This window comes from Peribacillus butanolivorans (assembly GCF_001273755.1).
GTDB lineage: Bacteria > Bacillota > Bacilli > Bacillales > DSM-1321 > Peribacillus > Peribacillus butanolivorans.
Genome location: NZ_LGYA01000001.1, coordinates 1,451,482 through 1,474,207, shown reverse-complemented (window position 1 = coordinate 1,474,207; position 22,726 = coordinate 1,451,482). Strand labels below are relative to the sequence as shown.

At 35.7% G+C, this 22,726-nt stretch carries 20 protein-coding genes and 1 pseudogene; 6 read left to right on the top strand and 15 right to left on the bottom strand.

Annotated elements, in window-relative coordinates; translation table 11 throughout:
- Positions 1 to 494: 494 nt before the first annotated feature.
- From AKG34_RS07020 to AKG34_RS06990, 7 genes are all read right to left on the bottom strand, one after another.
- Entirely contained in the window at positions 495 to 2,435 is a 1,941-nt protein-coding gene (locus AKG34_RS07020; protein ID WP_053345428.1) for an FtsX-like permease family protein, read from the bottom strand.
- Complete coding sequence (locus tag AKG34_RS07015) at positions 2,413 to 3,189, bottom strand: ABC transporter ATP-binding protein (RefSeq protein ID WP_053345427.1); 777 nt, start codon at positions 3,187 to 3,189, stop codon at positions 2,413 to 2,415. Before AKG34_RS07015 ends, AKG34_RS07020 begins: the two co-directional genes overlap by 23 nt.
- A 98-nt stretch (positions 3,190 to 3,287) precedes the next feature.
- The gene (locus AKG34_RS07010) at positions 3,288 to 4,349 is read right to left on the bottom strand and encodes a sensor histidine kinase (protein WP_053345426.1); all 1,062 of its coding nucleotides are present in this window, start codon (positions 4,347 to 4,349) and stop codon (positions 3,288 to 3,290) included.
- Entirely contained in the window at positions 4,346 to 5,053 is a 708-nt protein-coding gene (locus AKG34_RS07005) for a response regulator transcription factor (protein ID WP_053345425.1), read from the bottom strand. Before AKG34_RS07005 ends, AKG34_RS07010 begins: the two co-directional genes overlap by 4 nt.
- Positions 5,054 to 5,250: 197 nt before the next feature.
- The gene (locus AKG34_RS07000; RefSeq protein ID WP_053345424.1) at positions 5,251 to 5,706 is read right to left on the bottom strand and encodes an SMI1/KNR4 family protein; all 456 of its coding nucleotides are present in this window, start codon (positions 5,704 to 5,706) and stop codon (positions 5,251 to 5,253) included.
- A 902-nt stretch (positions 5,707 to 6,608) separates the two neighbouring features.
- Positions 6,609 to 6,935 carry an AzlD domain-containing protein gene (locus AKG34_RS06995; RefSeq protein ID WP_053345423.1) on the bottom strand — a complete coding sequence of 109 codons (327 nt, stop codon included), beginning with the start codon at positions 6,933 to 6,935 and terminating at the stop codon, positions 6,609 to 6,611.
- Entirely contained in the window at positions 6,932 to 7,648 is a 717-nt protein-coding gene (locus tag AKG34_RS06990) for an AzlC family ABC transporter permease (RefSeq protein WP_407946249.1), read from the bottom strand. The genes AKG34_RS06995 and AKG34_RS06990 overlap by 4 nt, the downstream gene beginning before the upstream one ends.
- 80 nt (positions 7,649 to 7,728) lie before the next feature.
- Between AKG34_RS06990 and AKG34_RS06985 the strand changes: the two genes are divergently transcribed.
- The 5 genes and pseudogenes from AKG34_RS06985 to AKG34_RS06965 all read left to right on the top strand — a co-directional run bounded on the left by AKG34_RS06985 (position 7,729) and on the right by AKG34_RS06965 (position 13,368).
- The gene (locus AKG34_RS06985) at positions 7,729 to 8,289 is read left to right on the top strand and encodes a helix-turn-helix domain-containing protein (protein ID WP_053345421.1); all 561 of its coding nucleotides are present in this window, start codon (positions 7,729 to 7,731) and stop codon (positions 8,287 to 8,289) included.
- A 212-nt stretch (positions 8,290 to 8,501) separates the two neighbouring features.
- Positions 8,502 to 9,236 (top strand): annotated as a pseudogene (locus tag AKG34_RS29805) (IS110 family transposase); the annotation flags it as partial.
- A gap of 69 nt (positions 9,237 to 9,305) precedes the next feature.
- Entirely contained in the window at positions 9,306 to 10,292 is a 987-nt protein-coding gene (locus tag AKG34_RS06975; RefSeq protein WP_053345420.1) for an NAD(P)-dependent alcohol dehydrogenase, read from the top strand.
- Between the two features lie 1,409 nt (positions 10,293 to 11,701).
- Positions 11,702 to 12,148: a DUF1641 domain-containing protein gene (locus tag AKG34_RS06970; protein ID WP_053345419.1), complete on the top strand. Its 447-nt coding sequence runs from the start codon at positions 11,702 to 11,704 to the stop codon at positions 12,146 to 12,148.
- A 38-nt stretch (positions 12,149 to 12,186) separates the two neighbouring features.
- On the top strand, positions 12,187 to 13,368 hold the full coding sequence (locus AKG34_RS06965; RefSeq protein ID WP_053345418.1) for an NAD(P)/FAD-dependent oxidoreductase: 1,182 nt from the start codon (positions 12,187 to 12,189) through the stop codon (positions 13,366 to 13,368).
- A 471-nt stretch (positions 13,369 to 13,839) separates the two neighbouring features.
- Here the strand turns inward: AKG34_RS06965 and chbG are convergent, their stop codons facing one another.
- The 5 genes from chbG to AKG34_RS06940 are packed head-to-tail and all read right to left on the bottom strand — an operon-like array spanning position 13,840 to position 17,931.
- Positions 13,840 to 14,568: a chitin disaccharide deacetylase gene (gene chbG, locus AKG34_RS06960; RefSeq protein ID WP_053345417.1), complete on the bottom strand. Its 729-nt coding sequence runs from the start codon at positions 14,566 to 14,568 to the stop codon at positions 13,840 to 13,842.
- Entirely contained in the window at positions 14,565 to 15,908 is a 1,344-nt protein-coding gene (locus AKG34_RS06955) for a 6-phospho-beta-glucosidase (RefSeq protein WP_053345416.1), read from the bottom strand. Before AKG34_RS06955 ends, chbG begins: the two co-directional genes overlap by 4 nt.
- Complete coding sequence (locus AKG34_RS06950; RefSeq protein ID WP_053345415.1) at positions 15,905 to 16,252, bottom strand: PTS sugar transporter subunit IIA; 348 nt, start codon at positions 16,250 to 16,252, stop codon at positions 15,905 to 15,907. The genes AKG34_RS06955 and AKG34_RS06950 overlap by 4 nt, the downstream gene beginning before the upstream one ends.
- 16 nt (positions 16,253 to 16,268) lie before the next feature.
- Positions 16,269 to 17,618 (bottom strand): PTS sugar transporter subunit IIC, encoded by a 1,350-nt coding sequence (locus AKG34_RS06945; protein WP_053345414.1) that lies wholly within the window; start codon positions 17,616 to 17,618, stop codon positions 16,269 to 16,271.
- 4 nt (positions 17,619 to 17,622) lie between these two features.
- Positions 17,623 to 17,931 (bottom strand): PTS sugar transporter subunit IIB, encoded by a 309-nt coding sequence (locus tag AKG34_RS06940; RefSeq protein WP_053348020.1) that lies wholly within the window; start codon positions 17,929 to 17,931, stop codon positions 17,623 to 17,625.
- Positions 17,932 to 18,226: 295 nt separating this feature from the next.
- On the opposite strand from AKG34_RS06940, the gene AKG34_RS06935 reads away from it, so the two are divergent.
- Entirely contained in the window at positions 18,227 to 18,943 is a 717-nt protein-coding gene (locus AKG34_RS06935) for a GntR family transcriptional regulator (RefSeq protein ID WP_053348019.1), read from the top strand.
- A 371-nt stretch (positions 18,944 to 19,314) separates the two neighbouring features.
- Here the strand turns inward: AKG34_RS06935 and AKG34_RS06930 are convergent, their stop codons facing one another.
- The 3 genes from AKG34_RS06930 to AKG34_RS06920 all read right to left on the bottom strand — a co-directional run bounded on the left by AKG34_RS06930 (position 19,315) and on the right by AKG34_RS06920 (position 22,535).
- Complete coding sequence (locus tag AKG34_RS06930; RefSeq protein ID WP_053345413.1) at positions 19,315 to 20,580, bottom strand: L-lactate MFS transporter; 1,266 nt, start codon at positions 20,578 to 20,580, stop codon at positions 19,315 to 19,317.
- Between the two features lie 333 nt (positions 20,581 to 20,913).
- Positions 20,914 to 21,519, bottom strand: a complete 606-nt coding sequence (locus tag AKG34_RS06925) for a methyltransferase (RefSeq protein ID WP_053345412.1) — start codon at positions 21,517 to 21,519, stop codon at positions 20,914 to 20,916.
- A gap of 206 nt (positions 21,520 to 21,725) precedes the next feature.
- On the bottom strand, positions 21,726 to 22,535 hold the full coding sequence (locus AKG34_RS06920; protein ID WP_053345411.1) for an SDR family NAD(P)-dependent oxidoreductase: 810 nt from the start codon (positions 22,533 to 22,535) through the stop codon (positions 21,726 to 21,728).
- Between the last annotated feature and the right edge of the window lie 191 nt (positions 22,536 to 22,726).

Genomic DNA, 22,726 nt, shown 5'->3' with positions numbered 1-22,726 from the left:
ACTAAAAAAACCATTCCACTTCCTTATATTTTACAAATAAACTAATAAAACCCAACACCCAACTATACGTTCCCCCACCTAAACTATGTTATTAACATTCAAAAAAGCCAATAATATTCTATTGCCTCTTAAAATAAATAATTTTACCCTTTATATGAAAATATTTCAAGAATGAAAAGGTTTTATGAGTACAATACATGCCAATTTTCACATTATTTCATTTACCTTTTAGTAACATATTATCTAGCTCAACCAAAAACAGACTGTTTCACTCTTGCTGGCACTATTGAACTACTTATAGATTTTGAAAAAATCAAATTGAATTTGGCCTGTTCCTTAAGAATGAGGATAGAAACATTTGAAAGGGAACACCAAAGGTTCCCACTCATAGTCGTAGCTCACACCAGAAAAAACATCTGGATTCAATATCTTAATATCAAACAAGAAGGAATCAGAGAATAAGCGTCTGATTCCTTCTTAATTGGCACCTTATTCTATTTAATCGTACTAATAACTGCCCGCTCATACATTATCTTTGTTACTTGGTAATATAGTAGCTGAAGAAGAAAATAGGTTCCGATAACTATAGCCGAATAGCCGAGCAAATTAGAGCCCAATAAATTACTTAATGCGACGAAAGCAACGATCGCATGAATCATCCCAATTACAAAAGGAACAAAAAATAGAATGCGTATCTCAGCGCCTAGGATTTTGCGAATTTCTTTTCGTGTTAACCCCATTCGATTAAGAGCATTAATTTGGATTTTTTTATCTTCCAAATTCGTAAACACACGAAGATACATCATGCTTCCTTGGACGATAAAGAATAATAAACTGACAAACAGGCCGATAAATAGTGTTAACATACTTCCCTGCCTCACTTTCTCATAAATCGGTGCTCTTGTTTGCACTTTATTCTGTTCAGGGTTAATAGCTATTTTTTCGATTTTCTCAGATGCTTCTATTGCATCCTCCCAATCTTTAACTTCGTACCCGCGCACCCTTACCTTTTGTTTTAGAGGCACATTATCAGTAATATCAGTATACAACTTATCATCGACAACCATCAGAGTAGTTGCTAATCCGATTGGGGCTATTACGGTTTGATTCCGCTGCCCTAACATAGTTACCTGTATGATATTTTTTCCATAATGAAGTTCCTTTTGATCACCTCGTTGTACGAATTGAGAATCTAGTGTTGCATAAGGAAAAATAAATAACGCTTCATCTCCCGACAACTCGACAGGGTCTAGCTTTCGAAATGCTGCGACTTTGTTATAGTCTCTTTCCGAGATTAATAATGACTGATTTTCACTAGGTTCTCCTGTACCTATTTGGGGAATCATAGTTGTAACCGGCACACCTGTCACATTGACTTTGTAGGGTACCTTAAATCCATCTTTCTTTAAGGTTTTCTCTACTTCTGAAGGCTCAATAACGGAATAAACAGAAGCATCATTTTCTATCCAGCCGATTGCTTGTGGAATGTTATCCATCCCCTGCTTCTTTAAATCTGCAGTGAACATAAAAAGCGTTCCAGCCGCTGTCAAAATGACAGCGGTAATAATCGAAGTTAAAAAGAATAATCTCGAATAATTCTTAATATCAAAAATCAGGTTAGTTTGAGTAATTAAATTCGTCCCATTATATAAGCTTTTCTTCTTCCTATATAGCCTTCTGCACAAAGCAACAATACTTTGGCTGAATAAAGAATAAGTGCCAATCAGCACGAAAAATAGAATCGGCAGTACTCGTAGAAGTGAATTGTTTAATGTCATAGTAGCTGCCAAATAATAGGAAATACTTAAACAAATTACGGATAATACAATTAACCACTTTGACACGAATGGCATCTTTTTTGGTTTTTGTTTATCTTTTAGTAAATCGACTACCTCTAAATTTTCGATTTGTAACAAGGATAGGAGCGATAATAACTGAAATAATAAAAAGAAACCAACAATCGTATAAACAAATGCTTTAGGGACGAAGACAAATGCTAATGGTTCTTCGACCGCTAATAAAGACGAAACAATCATTAGAAACAACTTTGAAAATAAAAACCCCACCCCTAACCCAATCGCAATCGATACCAGAGACACAATCGTTTGCTCCATATAAATTAGTTTTCTAAGTTGAGATTTAGACATTCCAAATAGTGTAAGCAAACCAAACTCTTTTTTTCGTGGCTGTATAAAAGCAGCATTAGAATAAGCGATAAAGAAAACCGAAAAAACAATGATTACAATTTCAGCCGCAATAAGAGCAACACGCACAATCTGCCCGCCACTAATATTCGCATTGACAACGTCAGGATGAAAGATAAAGGATGCATAGATAAAAAAGATTGAAACGGAAAAGACAATGCTGAAAAAATAGGCAAGATAACGTTGGGTATTTCCTTGGATATTTCTCTTAGCGAGATGTCGAAGGTTCATGATAGCCACCTCCCAGTACACTCAACGTATCTAAAATCCGTTGATAGAAGCTCTGTCTTACCCCTCCATTGTGAACCTCTGAAAAGAACTTACCATCTTTAATAAATAGAATCCGATCACAAAAACTAGCAGCAGTTGGGTCATGGGTGACCATTAGTATGGATGCCCCTTTTTCCTTCTGAAGCGTTGTGAAGGTATCCATCACCTGCTTGGCAGATTTGGAATCTAAATTACCTGTCGGTTCGTCCGCTAATATAATGGATGGTTCGTGAATCATTGCTCTTGCACATGAGGTTCGTTGCTGTTGACCTCCAGAGATTTCAAAAGTCCGTTTATCTAAAATTCCCTCTATACTAAGAAGATGTGCCAACTGATTTACTCGATCTTCCATTTCTTGCTGTTTATAATGATCTAACGCTAAAGGAAGAAGAATATTTTCACGAACTGTGAGTGTATCAAGAAGGTTAAAATCTTGAAAAACAAAACCAATTTCCCTCCTGCGAAACAAAGCAAGATCACGGTTTTTCAATTCATTAGGGTTTTTTTCATTTAGAATAACTTTCCCAGAAGTGGGCCTATCAATGGTTGCCATTAGGTTCAGCAAAGTTGTTTTTCCGCTCCCAGATGGTCCCATCACTCCAACAAACTCCCCTTTTTGAACATCCATGGTAAAGTTGTCTAACGCTTTATGAAATAAATTTCCTTGCTTTTGAAAATAGGTTTTGGATAGTTGCTCTGTTTTTAATATCGCCATCTATATGACCTCCTCTTTCTAAAGTAAAGTATAAAGAATAAAGCAGGAGGCTCACATCGATGTTTATTACATAACCGCCTAACAACCTTACAATTTTGTCATCTTTCATGTAAGGTATTTGTGTTAAAGAGAAATTGCACTGTAGATCCCTCAGAAACAGTCGATTGAATGCTAACCCTATGTCCAAGCCTGTTAACGATTTCCTTTACTAAGTATAATCCCATTCCCGTCGACTCTTGTTGTGTTCGTCCATTTTCTCCTGTGAAAAATGGATCAAACACTCGTTTTATGTCATGAGGGGCAATTCCTAAGCCTTGATCCGTAATGCAAAGGACAATATCACGATCTTTTTCTGTAATGCTGAACGTAATAGTATTCCCCACTCCCTGCCTTGAATACTTCAATGCATTAAAGACAACTTGACTGATGGCAAAGTGAAGCCACTTACGATCTGAATGCACTTGAAAATTCTCATTCTCAGTTTCAAGCTTGGGATAAATGGTCCGTTGAATGAACTGTTTTTTTTCCTCGTTAATTACTTGCTTGACTAGATTTATTAAATCAATCGGCTCGGCCTTTACATCTTCAGAAAAACGCTGCAGCCTTGCTCCGTGTAAAATAATTTCCAGCCCCCTGCGAAAACGGTCATTTTCCTCTCCAAGCTCTTTAAGAAAACCCTTCATCGACTCATCCGAAAATGTCCTTTTCCCTTCTTGAATTAGTAAAGAAATGACTGAAACAGGCGTCTTCATTTGATGAACCCATTGGTGAATCAAAAGCTCATATTGTTCCTTCATTTTTATTTGTTCTTGTAATTGCGTAATAGTAGCCTGGTTCATTTGCTGAAAAAGCTCAATCCATGCTTTTTGTTCCTTTGTCACAGGATTCATAAAGATTTCGACAAATTCAAAAGTCAAACTCGGTTCTTGCTTCATCCTTACTAACTGATTAAGAAAACGGTAATGCCTTATGTAATCAATCGCTAAAAATAGTAACAGCATAAAAATGGAGAGAACAATCATATAGAAGATATTAGATATCGATATCTGATTTCCCGCTTCTAGAATGACTAATACATATGTAACAATAAGTAAACATACTAATACAATGGTATAAAATATAAAATAAAGACGGTCTTTTATAAAGGAAAGTAGATTCACTTATCTTCACCTTGCATTACCTTGAGCCGATACCCCTTTCCTCTGCTGGTTTGAATGGCATGTTTGACGCCAATTTCTTCGAGTTTTCTCCGTACCCTTGTGACATTGACTGTCAAAGTATTATCATCAACAAATGAATCATCATTCCATAAAGCTTCAAGTAAATCTTCACGAGAAACAATGGTGTCGTACTGTCGAATTAAACAATTCAATAAACGAAACTCATTTTGGGTTAATATCGCCTGATTTTGCTGGTATTCAATCATCGCCTTTTCCGTATAAAGGGTTAATCCATCCATTTCTTTTACCTGTTGATGGAGTGATGATGTTCCCGCATACTCTCCATATGCCCGTCGAAGAGCACTCTTTATTTTCGCTAGTACGACTTCCAAATGGAATGGTTTTGTAATATAATCATCACCGCCATGTTCAATTGCCATGACTTGGTTCATTTCATCAGTCCTTGCTGAGATAAATAAAATGGGAACTTTTGAAATCGTCCTCATTTGGCGGCACCAATGGAAGCCATCAAAAAAAGGTAGATTAATATCCATTAAAACCAAATCAGGCTTCATCTCTTTAAACTCGACAAAGACATGGTCTAACCCCTTAGCTTCAGAAACTTCATACCCGTATCTTTTTAAATAATTGATTAAAATGGCAGCTATTTTGACATCGTCTTCAACCAAAAAGATTTTATACATCTTTTCCTCCTCTAACGAATAGTTAGAAATACCAAATTATACAAGTCACGAAATTAATATACCTATTCGAAAATGCACCTTTTGTTTATGTAATAATTTCCCTTCTACTCAGAAATCATATCAATCTGTTCTTTCTTTGTAAATTCACAATAAAAAACCTTGAAAGGTCAGAGCCAATCAAGGGGATTCAAATAAAATTAGATTTCCTCTGGGATCTTCAGTCCCTCAATGAAAGATTTAAAACTTTCTGCAACCTTATATATATTTTCATCCTGGCTTGATGGATCCGAATACCAACCCTGATCCCAGAAATAAACTCCTTTTTCCTCTTCGTTATATATTAGCAAGATTTTACCAGCATACGTGTCATTACCTATGATAATACAATTCTTATGTAAGTCTTTTTTATTCTCCTCATGCCATTTCTGTAAATCAAGCTCTTTTTCCTCAAGATCCAATCCATATAATACATTTAAACAAACGAGGGTGTCTAACGCATCCACATAAAACTTGCAGTTTTGTACAGTAGTGGTACCACCATTATATTCAAGGAGAAATTGTTTATAATCCGCAGGGATTTCAAAACCCACATACTTTTCAAAGTTATTTACTGCTTCTTGCGAGCCATTTCCGTATCCAGTAATATTTACCATTCTATCAACTCCATTTCAATTTTATGTGTAGCAACATACTATTAATATATTACTCTTCACTACATGCTAATCCTGATTCTTCAAAAAATATTCACTTCGAAATTTCAAATTAGGGGCTATTTTTGAGGTTTTTTAACATTATAGGTATCTTACCTATTACCTTTCAGCCAAAATTCAGTCTTTTTGCTAAAATAAATAGCCAAGTCGATTATTCTTTACCATGATAATTCACGGAATAAGTCCTGGCGACCATTAAAGCTTTGACAGCGCCCCCTAGCTCTTCTCTCGATGATACCCTTGAAAAATACTTTTTTTAAATATATTAACATAATTTTACTAATTTTTTCAGTATTTTCTGATATTTTTTTATTACAATTCTATGTCAACTTAAGAACAAACGTTGTTAAAAAAGGATTTCTCCCCGCTTAGAGCGAAAATAAATTTTGAAAAAATGTGTAGAATAAGGTCTTAAAACTAGAACATAAAACAAAAGATTTAGTCTATATAGCAAGAATAAAAGAAGCAAAAACACAGGTATTGGTTTTCAACATTCAATTGCTGTATCCTATCCAAAATATCAATAATCACCCCCCCTATTAAAAGGTTGAATGTGACGATTTTATGGCGTGGCGACCAAATATAGACTATTCGAGATTTATATTTACATTAGATATGGAGAACATATGAAAATAAAAGGAAGGCCCCTATTAAGCATATAAAATAAGTGCCTTCTTTAATTTATTTGTCATTTTACTAAAACCACAAGTTTGTTTAAGAATGGGGATTGCCGCAGCAACACCCATTCTTAAACTCATGCTCCCGATAACTGAATAAACACCTTTGATTCTCAAATATGGAATTAATTAAATATTAACTAATCTAATATGCATTTATTAAAACTGTTAATTGAATATATACCTTACAATTGCCATAAAGACTATTCCAGCTATTACTGTAACTGATAAACTCTTCGTCCATAAGGCTATAATTAGAGTTGGTACAATAACAGTAAGTACACTCCAATCAATTGATATTAGAGATTCATCTTCAATGATAATGCTGTCAACGACAAGTGCTGTAAGAATGCAAATAGGGATAAATGAAAGCCATTTAGTTATGGGTACCGGAAGAGTAATATTTCTTACAACCAAAAATGGAATAATTCTTGGAATAAGGGTTACAATTGCACATCCCAAAATTACAAGAATAATGGTTAAGTTAAAACTCATTTGTCTCTCATCACCCCAATTGTTGCAACAATAATAGTCGCTAAAATAATAGCTATATGAGAAGGAACAAACATACTTAGAAGGTACATTGTTATTACAACATACAGGACTAGAGATATGTAAAGCTTAAGTTTGCCTTCTTTAATGCTTTGTAATTGTAAAACAAGTAATGTCAAAAACATTGCTGTTAAAGCAAAGTCTAATCCAAATATTTCCGGATTAGAAATCCATTTACCAAAGATCGCTCCTAAAACGCAGGATATGATCCAGGATATATAGGCTGTTATGTTTAATCCATTCATCCATTGATCATTAATCTTTTCACCTTTAATAATTTTGTTAATGGCAACACCAAATGATTCATCCGTAACAAGTGCTCCAATACCAATATTTTTCATTAAAGAATATTTAGTAAAGTGAGGAGCTAGGGTCATACTTAATAAAAAATTTCGTAAATTCACAATAAAAGTTGTTAATATAATGACTGAAATTGGACTTCCTGACACTAATAATGCACAAATGATAAACTGAGATGCACCTGCATAAACTAATGTTGATAATAAAGCAATTTCTAATATACTCAGATTTGAAGATACTCCAACAATTCCTGCTGCAATTCCAATACTGATGTATCCTATTAAGGTTGGAATGCAATCTTTTACCCCTTGATGAAATGTAAGATTATTTTCTTCCATATCAATTACTTTTAACATTTCATTCATACCTCCTCGTTTGTTATATTGTACATTTGTATGTTATAATAAACAATAAAAAGTTTAATGGAGGATTATTTATGGAACCTATTGAAGAGATTATAGCCAATAATCTTGTCAATTTAAGAAAAAAACGAGGATTGAGTTTAGATAAAGTAGCTGATCTTACGGGAGTTAGCAAAGCGATGTTAGCTCAAATTGAAAAAGGGAAATCTAGTCCAACCGTCACTACTCTATGGAAAATTGCAAATGGATTGCAAGTATCTTTTTCTGTTTTTATGAAGGAAGCTGTAAAGCCACAAATTGAAAAAATAAACATTAATCAACTACCTCCAGTAATCGATAATAATGGAAATTATCTTGTCTATTCTATCTTCCCATATCATCCAGAAAAAAAATTCGAAATTTTTACAGTAGACTTAAAGCCTGGATATAGTCATATATCAGAAAAGCATCTGGGTGAAGAATATATACTGATAAAAAGTGGTGAACTTACAATCGATATACATGGTAAGGAGTTTGTATTAACTACTAATGAAACAATTAACTTTAGTTCTAGTGCTGAACATAGCTATATAAACTCTTCAAAAGAACTAGTTAGTTTTTACATATTTATCTATTATCCTGACGACATTCATTAATGAAGTTCTAAAATAGACGAACGTATATGCTGCCCTTCATAGTTAGTGACTTATGGAATGATGTATAAAACTTTTAATATTAATTAATCTAAGGTAGATAAAAAAATGCTCACATTTCACTTGAAATGTGGGCATTTTTGGGTTTAGAAGATACTCATAAAGACTCATTCTTGTTCAATTACTCTTGTTTTCATCTTCAATATAATCCTGACATTAATATAGGAGCTAGCTTTCATGTCGCTTCTTGTATTAAATTATATGCTTTTTTACACCCGAAAGGATAGCTTGGAAACGCATTAAATTCAACATCGATAGTTCTGGAATTGCTCAGTTTTTATAAGCTCTAAGACAAATAGAAAGACAGTTTAGTATAACAAAAGAGGATTTTTTGATTTTATTAGAGCCCACTTGTGGACATTATTCATATTTGGTTCAACAGGCTTTACTAAATGAAGTGTATGATTTGTTCCAAGTTGAAAATAAATCTGTTAGAGAATTTCGCAAAAATAATTTAGGGATCAATGAAACTCAGATTCAATGGGTGCAAAGGTAGTGTCTTTTAGGGATGGCATAAGCTATTACATCTTCATGCAAGGCTTTACCCTTATTAGACCACAAACGGTATTACAATCCTTATTTAGAACCGTTATGCGATATTGGTATTTAAATATTCAACTTACTCGAAGCAAAAATCAAGTTCAAAAATTATTATAGGTTACTCACCCAGTTTTGAACAAAGCTTTCAAGAAATTGGGTTCTCCTTCTGTTATGAAATAGTTATAGAATATCCTATTGAGTTACACACGAAAGCATCGACTGAAGAGAAATTATACAAAGCTATATCAAAAGCAGGTGCAAAAAATGTTGCGAAGAAGGCTGCAGAAACACTAGTAGAAGTTATGCCCAATACTGAACATCTCGTTGGAAGGCAGCAGTGGATAATAAAGAGTGAAAACTTCGTTCTATTTATTCGTGTTCGTAGATATGAATGAATAGAACGAATTGGAGGAGGATAAATGAAAGCAATTGTGTATACAAAGTACGGTCCACCCGACGTTCTTCAGTTGAAAGAGGTAAAAAAACCTACTCCTAAGGAAAATGAAATACTGGTAAAAGTAAAAGCGACTACCGTAACAGTAGCAGATATTCGGTCAAGGAGTTTTACAGTTCCTCTTTCTGTTTGGCTGCCTGCTCGAATAACACTTGGTTTTAGACGTCCCAAAAAATCTATATTGGGTTTGGAGTTATCTGGGGAAGTTGAGTCAGTAGGTAAAGATGTCAAGCAGTTTAAGAAAGGTGACCAGGTTTTTGCAGCTTCCCAAATTGGTTATGGTGCTTATGCCGAGTATAAGTGTCTACCTGAAAATGGACCAGTATCTATTAAACCCAACAATTTATCTTTTGAGGAAGCCGCTGCCATTCCAATTGGGGCACGAACAGCATTGTTTTATCTTAGAAAAGCTAACATTAAGAGTGGTCAAAAGGTTCTTGTCTATGGTGCTTCAGGAAGTGTAGGAAGTTATGCAGTACAGATTGCCAAGTATTTCGGAGCAGATGTTACAGGGGTATGCAGTACCACGAATTTAGAATTGGTAAAATCTCTGGGAGCCGATCAGGTAATTGATTACACTAGAGAAGATTTTTCGAGTAAGGGCGAGACTTACGATGTTATTTTTGAAGCGGTAGACAAGAGTTCGTTTTCAGCTTGTATGAAATCCCTAAAGAAGGACGGAACCTATATAAACGTCACAGTACCATTACCTGGTGTGCGAATGCTATGGACCAAATTGACAAGCAACAGGAAATTAATTTTGGGTCAAAATTCACCTGAAAATTCCGAAGCTCTAAACTTCCTCAAAGAACTTGTTGAGACGGGGAAGTTAAAAGTGGTCATTGACAGATACTATGCGTTTGAAGAGATAGTTGAAGCTCATAGATATGTCGAGAAAGGACACAAGAAGGGAAATGTCGTCATAACTGTGGAACATAATAGCAAATCCTAATAAATGGAGCACTATTCTATCAATGATTAGGTCAATGGAATCTGTTTATGGGTTAGGAAACCATTGAAACACAAGAGTGAGTTTTCAATTATGATAACATCAAGCTATCATTAAGCTAACGGGTGCTTTTCTTGAATAAACACCAATCCGAATCCTTTTCCCTTATTCATTAAGATGCAAAAAATCCCTACTTTTTAATCGCAAACAGGGATTTTTTCTTTGTTTAAATATTGCGTTTTTCTCAAAGCACTACACTACATTGAAGAAGAAAATACTTAAACTACTTTAATCGCTTCTTCAATTGTTTCAAATGGAATGATTCACTCACCAACGGTCCACACTTCCTTCAAACTACTTTATTTTTCCTTGGAGGATTTAACACAGTATGTTTAAATCAGCCTTATCCCTACCTCCGTCGAAAACCAAAGATGCTCCTACCCAAGTTTCTTATCCTAGATAGGCTTTAGCATCCACCATGCACCTAACTTCGGTATTTACCTCAAGTGGTCCCTCCTACTTTTAATTTCAGTTGGATTTGAATATACTCACTGAGCTCACTGCTTTAAATTGCCTAGATCCGTTTGAAGAACTTTAACCTCAGAGATTTTTTTGAAAAGTTTTCGTGTTTGAAAGCTTTTATACGCTTATGACACTATCCACATTCCAAATTTAATTCCCTAGAAATGAAGCATAAACGATAATCCAAAATAAAAAACAATATTTAATGAAGTAAAAATTATACTATCTACCTCATTCCTCTCACTTGCGGATCCAAGATTGCCTCAAAATGTATTTTTGATATTTAGAAATGCATTAATAAAATCCCTTTCCTGAATATATCAACGATACAATAAGAAAAGAAAAAAACTTTATTAAGTAAGGATCTGTGCCTCATTTACTTAACTTTTAGTCTTTAACAACTGGTCAGTAAAAGCCGCAAGAAGTTCATGGTTCCTCTTTAACTTTTTTCTCATATGAACAAAATAATTAGTTTCTAAAAAATCCTGAATAACAACTATAAATTCTAGTAATCCTAATGACATGGAGTACACGTGAAAACGTCCAATTATTATTTGTTTGGTACTAACATTATTTCAAGGAAGTAAAGTGTCTCCTACTTTTGGTGTTAATTCACAAAAATTGATGCAATAAAATGCTGTTACTGAGGAGGAAGAAGTCTATTTAAATCCCCATGGGAATAAGTGTTATACATAGAATACTTCTAATGTTTTCTTGAAATATTAAGATGAATGATAAATCCCAAATACTAACTTAAATTAATAACTTTAAAGTTATATTCATATCATAAAAAATATATTTGAAATTAAGTGTATAGAGTCGTATGATAAGTAGTGAAGATTTAAATTTAATACAAAGCAAATTAAGTTTAACGTAAAGGGGAAATAGATATGGTAGATGTAGCTTCAAAAACTAAGCCTGAACAAGAATCATTTAATTTCACTGCAAACCAAGAACAACTGGATATTCTGGATCAGCTTTTAAAGCCTGAGGTTCAGGAATCATTGAATACTTTAGTTGAGCAATTGCCAAAATTGACTGAACTAGTAAGTATCTTGACAAAGTCTTATGATTTTGCTCAATCAGTAGCAACTGATGAAGTATTAAAAAAGGATACGGTTAGTGCGATTACAGAAATCGCTGTACCTGTAGTTGATTCAGTGAAAGGGCTTGCAGCTAATGCAATCGAAGCTAAAGATCGTGCAGAAGAAAACAATGATGTAATCGGTCTTTTCGGTTTGTTAAGAATGATGAAAGACCCACAAGCACAAAAGCTTTTCCGTTTCGCGAGTGCTTTTCTTGAAATCTCAGCAGAACGAAATAGTCTAAAAAAATAAATTTTTAAACTTTCAATTAGTAAGGACGGGGGATTAATATGTCAAAACAAATCGTCATTTTAGGTGCAGGCTATGCTGGATTGCTATCTGCATTAACTGTTCGTGAATATTTTAATAAAGATGAAGTCCAAGTAACAGTGGTGAACCAATACCCAACACACCAAATCATCACAGAACTTCACCGTCTTGCAGGCGGATCAATTTCTGAACCAGCTGTTTCTATACCTTTAGAGAAACTTTTCAAAGGAAAAGATATCGATCTTACCATTTCGAAAGTGGAATCTTTCTCAGTAGATAAAAAAGAAGTAAAACTTTCTAATGGTTCTACTTTATCATACGATGCTCTTGTTGTAGCTTTAGGTAGCCAAACAGGATTCTTTGGTATTCCAGGACTTGAAGAAAATAGCATGGTGCTAAAATCTGTAAATGATGCTAACAAAATTTACAAACATATCGAAGATCGTATTCGTGAATATGCACAAACAAAAAATGAAGCAGATGCAACGATTGTAATCGGCGGCGGTGGATTAACTGGCGTTGAGTTAGTTGGTGAAATCGTTGATCATTTCCCTAAAATCGCTAAACAATTTGGCGTAGACTTCAAAGACTTGAAAATCAAGCTTGTAGAAGCTGGTCCAAAAATCCTTCCAGTATTACCCGATCCTTTAATTGAACGTGCAGTGGTAAGCTTAGAAGCACGTGGCGTTGAATTCTTAACAGGTCTGCCTGTTACGGGTGTTAAAGGAAATGAAATTGCTTTGAAAGATGGACAAACTATCGTTGCTAATACGCTTGTTTGGACTGGTGGCGTTGCTGCTCTTCCTATCGTTGGTGAATCAGGTCTTGAAGTAGATCGTGGTAAAGCAACTGTAAATGAGTATCTACAATCTAAATCTCATAATGACGTATTTGTTGTAGGAGATAGTGCTGTTGCTTTCCCTCCAGAAGGTGGCCGCCCATACGCACCAACTGCACAAAATGCTTGGCAAATGGGAGAACTTGTTGGTTACAACCTATATGCAGCATTAGAAGGCAAAAAACTAGAAGAATTTTCACCTGTAAACTCAGGAACACTTGCTAGCCTTGGTCGTAAGGATGCTGTTGCTACAGTTGGAGCTAATAACACTCCACTTAAAGGTCTACCAGCTTCATTAATGAAAGAAGCAAGTAATGTTCGTTACCTGTCTCATATTAAGGCAATGTTCAGCCTTGCTTATTAAGTGAAATGTTGAACTAAAGAAATGTAATATTGCACTATGATTGAAAGCTTCCATTTTAAATGATTATTTTTTTAAATGGAAGCTTGGAAATCGAGTATTCCATGAACTGGAACAAGGGGAACGTGAAGTAAAATAATTGATTGCTTGATCGAGGGTCATACTCACAATAGCTATTCTAGATATTTTTTCTCAGTCCCGTGGTCCAGTTCATATAGATTATTAAGGATTTTTCATTGACACGTCTGCAACTACACCAAAAACTTCATTAACCCAAGTCTCTTGGCTTTCCTCCCCTACTTCACAAATCCTGAACCGTTATTTATAGAAGATACCTACATAAAATAACCCCCAATTTAGAGAAATTCCATACATTATCTAACGATATAAAGAGACCATTCATCCTTGAGATGAATGGTCCCTTTTTGAAAGTCGATAAAATATAGAAACAATCTTTGCCCCTAAAAGAACCTACTAAATAACTTGGTTGATGCCAAATCTAAGGATAAAACCCTCTGGCAATCTTACATTTGTCAAAATCCTGGTTTCCTTTAAGCGATTACTATTATAGGAAGATACTTGCATCAAATCTTCATCCATATAAGCAGGATGAGTCATTATTTCCACACTTTGCCCATCGATTACCCGACCCTTGAGATTTTGAAAATAATCTTCAACCACCGTTTCTCCATAAAAATCATCAAGAAAAACATCTGTAACGGTTTGGACACCAGCAAAATGTTTTCCAGCATTACGCACAGGAAGTTGATATTTCTCTGTCAGATTTTTTACAACCGGTAGAAAATTTTCAATCCCGTGTACATGATGATGGCTGTCTAAATGAGACGGATAAAGACCAAATTCTAAAAATCTTTCAATCTGAGCTGACCATTCTCTTTCCAATTCAAGCAAAGAAATGTCGGCTGGTTCACCATATACCACCCCTTGTTTCTTGAAGTGTCCGGAATCGTCAATTAAACTCGGCACGTCGCTCAATAAAGGTGTCCCCCATGTCAATACCAAGTGTATACCGACTTTCAACGAGGGCGTCCTCTTTGCGATTTCAATCGCATGCTCCGTTGCTTTTGCATTCATCATGATCGTTGTTGAATTGACAATTCCATATTTGTGGCTATCCAAAATTCCATAATTTACTGATTTAGTTAACCCGAAATCATCTGCATTTACAAGAACTTCAATCATGATAGGTTATCCTGCAATTCCTTTTTTTCAAAAAACTGTGGTAAGAAATCTTTATGCGCCTCAAGCATTTCGTCTAAAATAAGTTTCGCAACCCGATCACTTGGAACGAGAGGATTAATCGTCATAGCAAGCAATGCAGTATCATAGTTACCTGAGATTGCAGCTTCGATGGACACTCTTTCAAATGACTTGATTTGCTGGATTAGACCACGAATCGCCACTGGAAGCTCTCCTACGTTAATTGGTTTCGGACCATCCTTAGTAATCACACAGCTAATTTCAATAGCCGAACCATATGGAATTCCCTCAATTGCACCATGGTTGATAGTATTTACCGCTTGAATGTCACACTTATCCGAATGCATTGAGCAAATTAAACGCACTGCTGCATCGCTGTAGTAAGCGCCTCCTCGCTCTTCAAGCTGTGGTGGCTTAATAGCCAGCCCCTTATCTTTGTATAGCTCGAATAATCCTTCTTCAAGCTTTTGAACCACCTCAGCGCGTGTTTCTCCTTTTTCAGCATCCTTCAACTCTTGAGCAAGCACATCTCCTGTTTTGTAATAGTAGTTGTGGTATGGACAAGGGAACAAATTTAATGCTCTAAGGAATTCTGGCTCCCAGCCCATTGCGTGAATATTCTTCATTGTAACGGCTTTAGCTGGATCTGTTATCAGATTAATGATTTGATCTTTCACACTTTTCCCATCAACGAATACATCGAGGCCGTAAACCATATGGTTCAAACCAGCAAAGTCGATCCGCACTCTTGAGGGCTCCACGTTCATTAAATCCGCTACTCCACGCTCCATACCAATCGGTACATTGCAAAGTCCGATGACTTTGGTAATATTACTGTGACGTAACACAGCTTCCGTTACCATACCAGCAGGGTTTGTGAAGTTAATCAACCATGCATCCGGACAAACTTCCTCCATCTCACGAGCTATATCAAGAATAATAGGAATTGTTCTAAATGCCTTGAAAAGTCCACCTGGTCCGTTCGTCTCCTGTCCAATAACTCCGTGTTTCAGTGGAATCTTTTCATCAAGAGCCCTAGCAGCGAGCTGACCAACACGTAGCTGAGTTGTTACATAGTCAGCTCCTTTAAGCGCTTTCTTTCTGTCTAATGTTAGATGAACATCAATCTTTACACCAGCCTTTTCAACCATCCTTCTTGCTAAGTCCCCAACAATTTCTAGCTTTTCCTTTCCCGCTTCGATATCCACAAGCCAAATCTCGCTTACAGGAAGCTCTTCATGGTATTTAATGAAACCTTCAATCAGTTCCGGCGTATAGCTCGAGCCACCGCCAATTGTGACAATTTTTAACCCCTTACTCATTCTGCTGTCCCCTCCTTCACAGCATCTGCATTTAAAAACTCTTCACGCAGATCAATCATTTCTATCGCAAGATCCTTTACCGTCATGGCTGTCATCAAATGATCCTGAGCATGCACGAGGAGAATTGGAAGGTCAAATTGGTCTCCGCCTGCTTCTGCATGGATTAATTGAGTTTGAAATTTATGGGCTTGTAATAATTCTGTTTCTGCCTCAGCGATTTTCAATCTAGCAGAATTAAATTCTTTTTTCTTCGCTTCTTGCATAGCTTCCATTGCGAAGCTTCTCGCATTTCCACTATATAAAATCAGTTGAAATGATAATTGGTATAATTCTTCTTTTTCCACTTTTATCACTACTTTCTTAAACGTTTAGCGTTTCTGAATCTTTTGTAAGCTCTGTTTTATTTTTTGTGTCTATCTTCACTTGGGCATAAACGAATGGTAAATAAATCACTGTTGAAATGACTAAATTTATAGCAGCTAATACCGCTCCCGACATATGTCCCCCTGTAGCAAGAAATCCTCCAATAATCGGTGGTGTAACCCAAGGTATCTTAGCGACAATTGGAAAAACCATTCCGCTACTTACTGCTATATAAGAAATAACTGTTGTAATTACTGGACCGAGGACAAATGGTATGAACCACATTGGGTTCAGAACAATAGGCAATCCGAATAGAATGGGTTCGTTAATCTGGAACACCCCTGGTGCCCCTCCAAGTGCAATCATCTGTTTATAACGTTTTCGTCCGGCAATGATCATTGCAATGATCAGACCCAATGTTGCTCCAGATCCACCTAAATAAACAAATGCATCTAGGAAAGAACCTGCCAGTACTCCGTATTGGTCCATATCTTTGACACCTTGTGCGTATAAATCAATATTTTTCACTCCCGAACTTTCAAAAAGCGGTGTTGTAATTCCACCAAGGATATTTGGTCCGTGTAAACCAATCATCCATAATAAATGAACAAGAAATACTAGTAAAATGGCAAATGGCAGTGAATCTACAGCACTTTGTAAGGGGGATACAATTACTTTACTAAGCCAGTCATTTAATACCTGTCCATCTGTAACTTTACGAAAAAGTAGTCCGAACACACCAGCAAAAAAGATTGTTGCCATTCCCGGCACTAACTTTGCAAATGAACGAGCTACTGCTGGTGGTACTCCATCAGGTAATTTAATGACTAAATATTTTACTCTTGAAAGTCTAACAAATATCTCTGTTGCTAAAAGGGCAACGACTATTCCTGTAAATAAGGCTGTTGCATTAAAATAATTTACGCTGACGAATCCCCACGCTCCGCCTGTAACATCCTTATCATCGATGGTTAAAGTGACATTGCCGATTTGAGGCAATAATAAGAAAAAACAGGCTGCAGAAACCAACATTGCTTCAAAACCGTCATCCCCGTACGATCTTGCTAGTTTATAAGAAATACCGAACACAGCGAATACCGTCATAAACGCAAAGGTTCCAAACCAAATATCACTGCCAAGCGTATTCCATGCAGGGCCGAAAATGGCCTCCATCAATCTTCCATAAGGCTTGATGACTTGCCCAAGGTTATTAAACAGGACAGCAAACGACCCGATCATTGTAATCGCTATCATTCCAATCAACGTATCACGAATTGCAAGTAAATGACGGTTATTCCCTACCCTTACAGCTCCAGGCATAATATACTTATCAATAAAAGTCATCATATCCTTATTCTCCTTTTATTAAAGTAGTGGCTTGTTTTAGTACTTCTTCACCATTACATAGACCATAGAACATTGGATTGATGGTTGCGACTGGAATTCCCTTTTCTTTTCCTGCTTCCTGTAACTTAGAAAGAAGATATCGAACCTGTGGACCTAATAAAATGACATCAGCCTTATCCATTTCGTTGTTCACTTCTGCAGAGCCAACAGCCCATATTTTACAATCTACTCCTTGTTTCTTTGCACTGTCTTCCATCTTGGTAACTAGCAAACTTGTAGACATTCCGGCTGAACAACATAATAAGATATTCATTGAAATTACCCCCCTTTTTAATAATTGATTATTCTGTATTTTTACAATAAATGAAATCACATATTTTTTGCTTAACCAATGATTTGTCTTTTTCATATCACTCTCCTTAAAAGATAATTACTAAACTGGGTATTATTGCCTCTGTATTTATATTGTAGTTACAAATATACAAAATATCAACACAAATTTTTATTTGTTACTACAAATTTATTATTTAATGTTGATTATTGAACTTATCCGAGATAATCTTAATGTATATATTGGAAAGAGTTTAGGAGGAATCACTTTGGAAACCATGAATAAAGAAGCGGCATTGCATTCCATAGTTAAGGAATCAATTATCGATCTAATAAAAAACGGCGAATATCAAACGAATACAAAATTACCAACTGAAGCGGAGTTTTGTAAAATATACGGAGTAAGCAGGACAACAGTTCGCACTGCTTTACAGCAATTGACTGTCGAAGGCTATATCTATCGTGTTCAAGGCAAAGGGACTTTCGTTTCGGAAAATAAAGTGAAGCAATTTCTTACAAGCACGGTTGAAAAGTTCTCTGAGCAAGTCACGATGCAAGGGAAAAACCCCTCTACAAAGGTCATAAGCTTAAAGGTTATTGAAGCAAACGCTACCCTAGCCAATCTTTTCAAGCAAAACGTAGGTGATCCTGTCAACAAGCTAGAGCGTGTGCGTTACGTAAACGATGTCCCACTTCAATATGAAATAGCCTATCTACCTTGGTACAAAACGCCTGGGCTGAATATTGAAGCCTGTGAAAAATCACTCTTTAATGTTCTTGAAACACAGTTTAGTTTAAAAGTAAAAAAAACAGTCGAACACTTAGAATTTTCCCTTGCCGATGACTCCATTTCAGATAAGTTAGAAGTCCCTAATGGTTCACCCTGTTTTTCATTAGAAACATACACATATGAGAATGATGGATCGGTTATTGAATTCTCTAAGACCCTCTTTAGAGGCGACCGTGCACACTTTGTTATTGAACGAAACTATTAAAATATTTAAACACTAAAAAAAGACGGATACTTGCTTCAATAAGGCAATTCGTTTTTTTATATGTAATTCTCTTAATCTAAGGAAATCTAAGGAATATAATGTTCCCTATATTTATTGTGCCATATGAAGTTTTCTCTAATTCATTTAAAAAGGTTAATTCAATATTTTATTTAATCATGGTTTTTCAAATACAAAAACACAGCAATCATTATAAAGATTGCTGTGGCTAATAATATAGACTTTACCAAGATTATTCTACAAAGCTTTAATATAAAAAGGTGTTTATTGCTGAACTCCAATTCATACTTATTTATGATTTCTCAATCCTTCGGAGATGTATACATTCAATTAATAGACTTGTCAGGATATTATCAAACACCGATTTGTTTAATATCGGTAGTCTTGATATTTTTCAAGCGCTTTATATCCAAGCGAATCAATATAGAGATGATCAAAGCAACCGCGAAAAAACCTGTGAAAACGATTAAGCTTTGGGAATAGCTACCTGTTGTTTCTCTAATCCATGAAGCGAACATCGGTCCAACAAGACCTGCTGCTGCCCATGCCGTTAAAATATACCCATGAATAGCACCTAACTGCTTTGTTCCGAACAAATCACCGATATACGCTGGAATCGAAGCAAACCCTCCCCCATAGCAGGTATAAATAATTGCTAATAAAATTTGAAAAACAACTGGATTATCCGTAAATGTCAAGAGTGGGAATGCGATGACTTGTATGGAAAAAAATACGGTATACGTATTCGGGCGACCAATGAAATCTGACACAGATGCCCAACCTATACGTCCAAGGCCATTAAAAGCACCAAGAACCCCCACTAGGGCAGCTGCTGCAACGGCACTCAATCCAATACTTTCCTGAGCAAGTGGAGATGCTGCTGAAATGATAGCAATCCCACAGGTAATATTAATAAACAGCATGAGCCAGAGATAATAAAAACGTGTTGTCTTTACTGCCTCGTTTGCCGTTAGTTGCGAAAGATCCTGCAATGGCTTCACTTTTCCCATTTTAATTTTTTCTTTATACCCATCAGGTAGCCAGTCTTTCTCCGGGGGCTCCAAGTAAAGAGATGAAGCTATCATTATAATAAAGTAAGCGGTTCCAAGAGTAAAAAAGGTATTAGCAATTCCAATAGAACCAATCAAACTTTGAATGATTGGTGAGTTAATCAGTGCAGCAAATCCAAAGCCCATAATCGCTAGACCAGTCGCTAGCCCCCTACGATCTGGAAACCACTTCACTAAGGTCGATACAGGGGCGATATACCCTACGCCAAGTCCGATTCCACCGAAAACTCCATATGCAATATAAAGTAAAGGCAATGATTCCATGTTGATCGCTACACCAGCACCCGAAATACCTAAGCCAAAAAAAACGGCTGAGAGTATACCAGCTTTTCTAGGACCATACTTTTCAACAAAATGTCCAAGAAATGCCGCGGATAGGCCAAGAAACAAAATTGCAATACTAAATGTTAAGCTAATATCAGTCAAATCCCATCCGAATTCACTTGCGAGTGGTTTCGTAAATACGCTCCAAGCATACACAGAACCAATCGACAGGTGAATCCCAACTGCGGAGGCAGCAATCAGCCACCGATTCTTTGTTTTTCTCATTTCTCCATCATCCCCTTTACAAAATAAACCGCAAATGATTATCTACCAGTGACAGAAAGAATCTGCGGTTAGCTACCAGCAGGATCACCGCTGTTTACATCCTCATATCAATGAAGTGCACTTTTACTGGTAAAGTAACAGATTTCTGTCCTAGATATAAAATATCACAATTAAGTGAACTTTCTACAAAAATAGTAATAAATAGATAAATTTCACAAGTTTTTTTGGAGTTTGGATAATTAAGGAGAAACTACCTTTCCTTCAATGCAAAATATACATTTCGATTTGAAACTTTTTTATGAATAGTTTACCTTCCAAAAAGAGTTTTGTTTACTATAACAATTGATATATGACAAATTTCTCATAAGGATTATGCTCAGATAAATCTGGTAACATTACTTCTTCTTTCATTTCAAAAGCGGTTTGATTTTCTAAGAAAAAGATATAATCTTTTGATCCATAAAATAAAACCAATTCGATTTCCCGTGGTTCCTTTTCGAATGAAAGCAATATATTATTAATGATTTTCATGAAAATTTGCACGGAAAACGGATTAAAGAAATAAAAACGATTGTCTCGCAAATCAATCTCGTAATTTTCTGCCAAACAACAATGAAATTCTATATTATCTTTGTTTTTATTCGTTTTTTTCATATACCTATTTCGGTTTTCAATAGCTTCTATATAGAAAGTTCTATTCATTTCTACTCCAACAACAGAAGCTTGAAATAAGTAATGAATAAAGAAATTCAATCGCCCTTTACCACAACCAAAATCCACAATGCGATCACTACTTTTTAATTGATACTTCTTGAATAATTGTTCTAGTGCGCTATATGGCGTTGGCTCATAACGATGATAATGCAAAGACTTATTAAATTCCTTTTGTTCTCCTACTGTTTTGATGTTTAGCAATTCATCATAATATGTTTCTTTCATTTATACACACCTGCTTAAATGTAATAGTGATTTTTCATGGATTATTATATAAAAAAACTAATTTAATCGTAAGCCCTGGTTTATGTAGAGGATTGTATTTTTTCATTATTATTTTCATAAGATGCCTTCTAGCTAATGTTAAAAACCCCGAATGATGAAAGTGCTTATTCGGGGTAAAGTTTATTATATGAATATCTACTCTATCGTTATTTCGACTGTGCTTTTGCTACAAATTCATTGAAATCGGAGATACTTGGATTGGCCATATAGTGGCCGCCTTCCACCTGGATCGTCTGTCCTGTAATGAATTTTGACTCATCAGATGCAAGGAATACCACGGTATATCCGATATCATCCGCTTCACCGTGGTATGGCAATGCATTATACTTGGCAAATATCTCGAGTACAGCTGGAGGAATATTATCCTTTGCTGCAGGAGTTAAAATAAGGCCTGGTGCCACTCCATTGCAACGAATATGATCTTTACCATATTGTGCAGCGATATAACGAGTCAGGTTCACAACACCTGCTTTTGACGCGCCATAAGCTGATCGTACGGCATCGCCCGCAAACCCAGCCATTGATGCAGTATTGATAATGGAACCTCCACCTGCTTTAATCATGTGTGGAATAGCAAATCTGCTTCCTAATAGTACACTTTTCAAGTTTACATCCATAAGTCGATCCCATTCATCCAAATCTAAATTCACGACATCAAGATCTTTATGTAAGTTAGTTAAGCCAACATTATTAACTAGTACTGTAATAGTTCCGTATTGTTCTATTGTAAAGTCAACAGCAGCCTTAATCGAATCCGCCTGTCCAGCATCTAAAAATACTCCGGTAGCTTCTCCACCTTGTTTTTTAATGCTTTCTGCCGCTTCCTTAGCTCCTGCTTCATTAAAATCAGCTATCACGACTTTTGCGCCTTCTTTAGCCATTAATGTGGATATAGATAATCCAATACCAGATGCTCCACCCGTCACTAACGCTACTTTACCTTGTACTCTCCCCATAATTCTCCACCTGCTTTTCATGAATATAACGTTCTTACTTTTTTTTATTTATGCCTAACATGTCTAGAATACACCTACAATAAACAGATTACAAATAATTATACTTATTGTTCATTTTTTCATTTTTTTAAATAGGTGTAACTTGAAATAATGAAATATAATTCCTGACTATCTTGATATCATTTCGAATA

Coding starts and splice junctions, on each gene's coding strand:
- AKG34_RS07020 (WP_053345428.1), bottom strand. CDS start 2,435: ATGAACCTTCGACATCTCGCTAAGAGAAATATCCAAGGAAATACCCAA.
- AKG34_RS07015 (WP_053345427.1), bottom strand. CDS start 3,189: ATGGCGATATTAAAAACAGAGCAACTATCCAAAACCTATTTTCAAAAG.
- AKG34_RS07005 (WP_053345425.1), bottom strand. CDS start 5,053: ATGTATAAAATCTTTTTGGTTGAAGACGATGTCAAAATAGCTGCCATT.
- AKG34_RS07000 (WP_053345424.1), bottom strand. CDS start 5,706: ATGGTAAATATTACTGGATACGGAAATGGCTCGCAAGAAGCAGTAAAT.
- AKG34_RS06995 (WP_053345423.1), bottom strand. CDS start 6,935: ATGAGTTTTAACTTAACCATTATTCTTGTAATTTTGGGATGTGCAATT.
- AKG34_RS06990 (WP_407946249.1), bottom strand. CDS start 7,648: ATGTTAAAAGTAATTGATATGGAAGAAAATAATCTTACATTTCATCAA.
- AKG34_RS06985 (WP_053345421.1), top strand. CDS start 7,729: ATGGAACCTATTGAAGAGATTATAGCCAATAATCTTGTCAATTTAAGA.
- AKG34_RS06975 (WP_053345420.1), top strand. CDS start 9,306: ATGAAAGCAATTGTGTATACAAAGTACGGTCCACCCGACGTTCTTCAG.
- AKG34_RS06970 (WP_053345419.1), top strand. CDS start 11,702: ATGGTAGATGTAGCTTCAAAAACTAAGCCTGAACAAGAATCATTTAAT.
- AKG34_RS06965 (WP_053345418.1), top strand. CDS start 12,187: ATGTCAAAACAAATCGTCATTTTAGGTGCAGGCTATGCTGGATTGCTA.
- chbG (WP_053345417.1), bottom strand. CDS start 14,568: ATGATTGAAGTTCTTGTAAATGCAGATGATTTCGGGTTAACTAAATCA.
- AKG34_RS06955 (WP_053345416.1), bottom strand. CDS start 15,908: ATGAGTAAGGGGTTAAAAATTGTCACAATTGGCGGTGGCTCGAGCTAT.
- AKG34_RS06945 (WP_053345414.1), bottom strand. CDS start 17,618: ATGATGACTTTTATTGATAAGTATATTATGCCTGGAGCTGTAAGGGTA.
- AKG34_RS06940 (WP_053348020.1), bottom strand. CDS start 17,931: ATGAATATCTTATTATGTTGTTCAGCCGGAATGTCTACAAGTTTGCTA.
- AKG34_RS06935 (WP_053348019.1), top strand. CDS start 18,227: ATGAATAAAGAAGCGGCATTGCATTCCATAGTTAAGGAATCAATTATC.
- AKG34_RS06930 (WP_053345413.1), bottom strand. CDS start 20,580: ATGAGAAAAACAAAGAATCGGTGGCTGATTGCTGCCTCCGCAGTTGGG.
- AKG34_RS06925 (WP_053345412.1), bottom strand. CDS start 21,519: ATGAAAGAAACATATTATGATGAATTGCTAAACATCAAAACAGTAGGA.
- AKG34_RS06920 (WP_053345411.1), bottom strand. CDS start 22,535: ATGGGGAGAGTACAAGGTAAAGTAGCGTTAGTGACGGGTGGAGCATCT.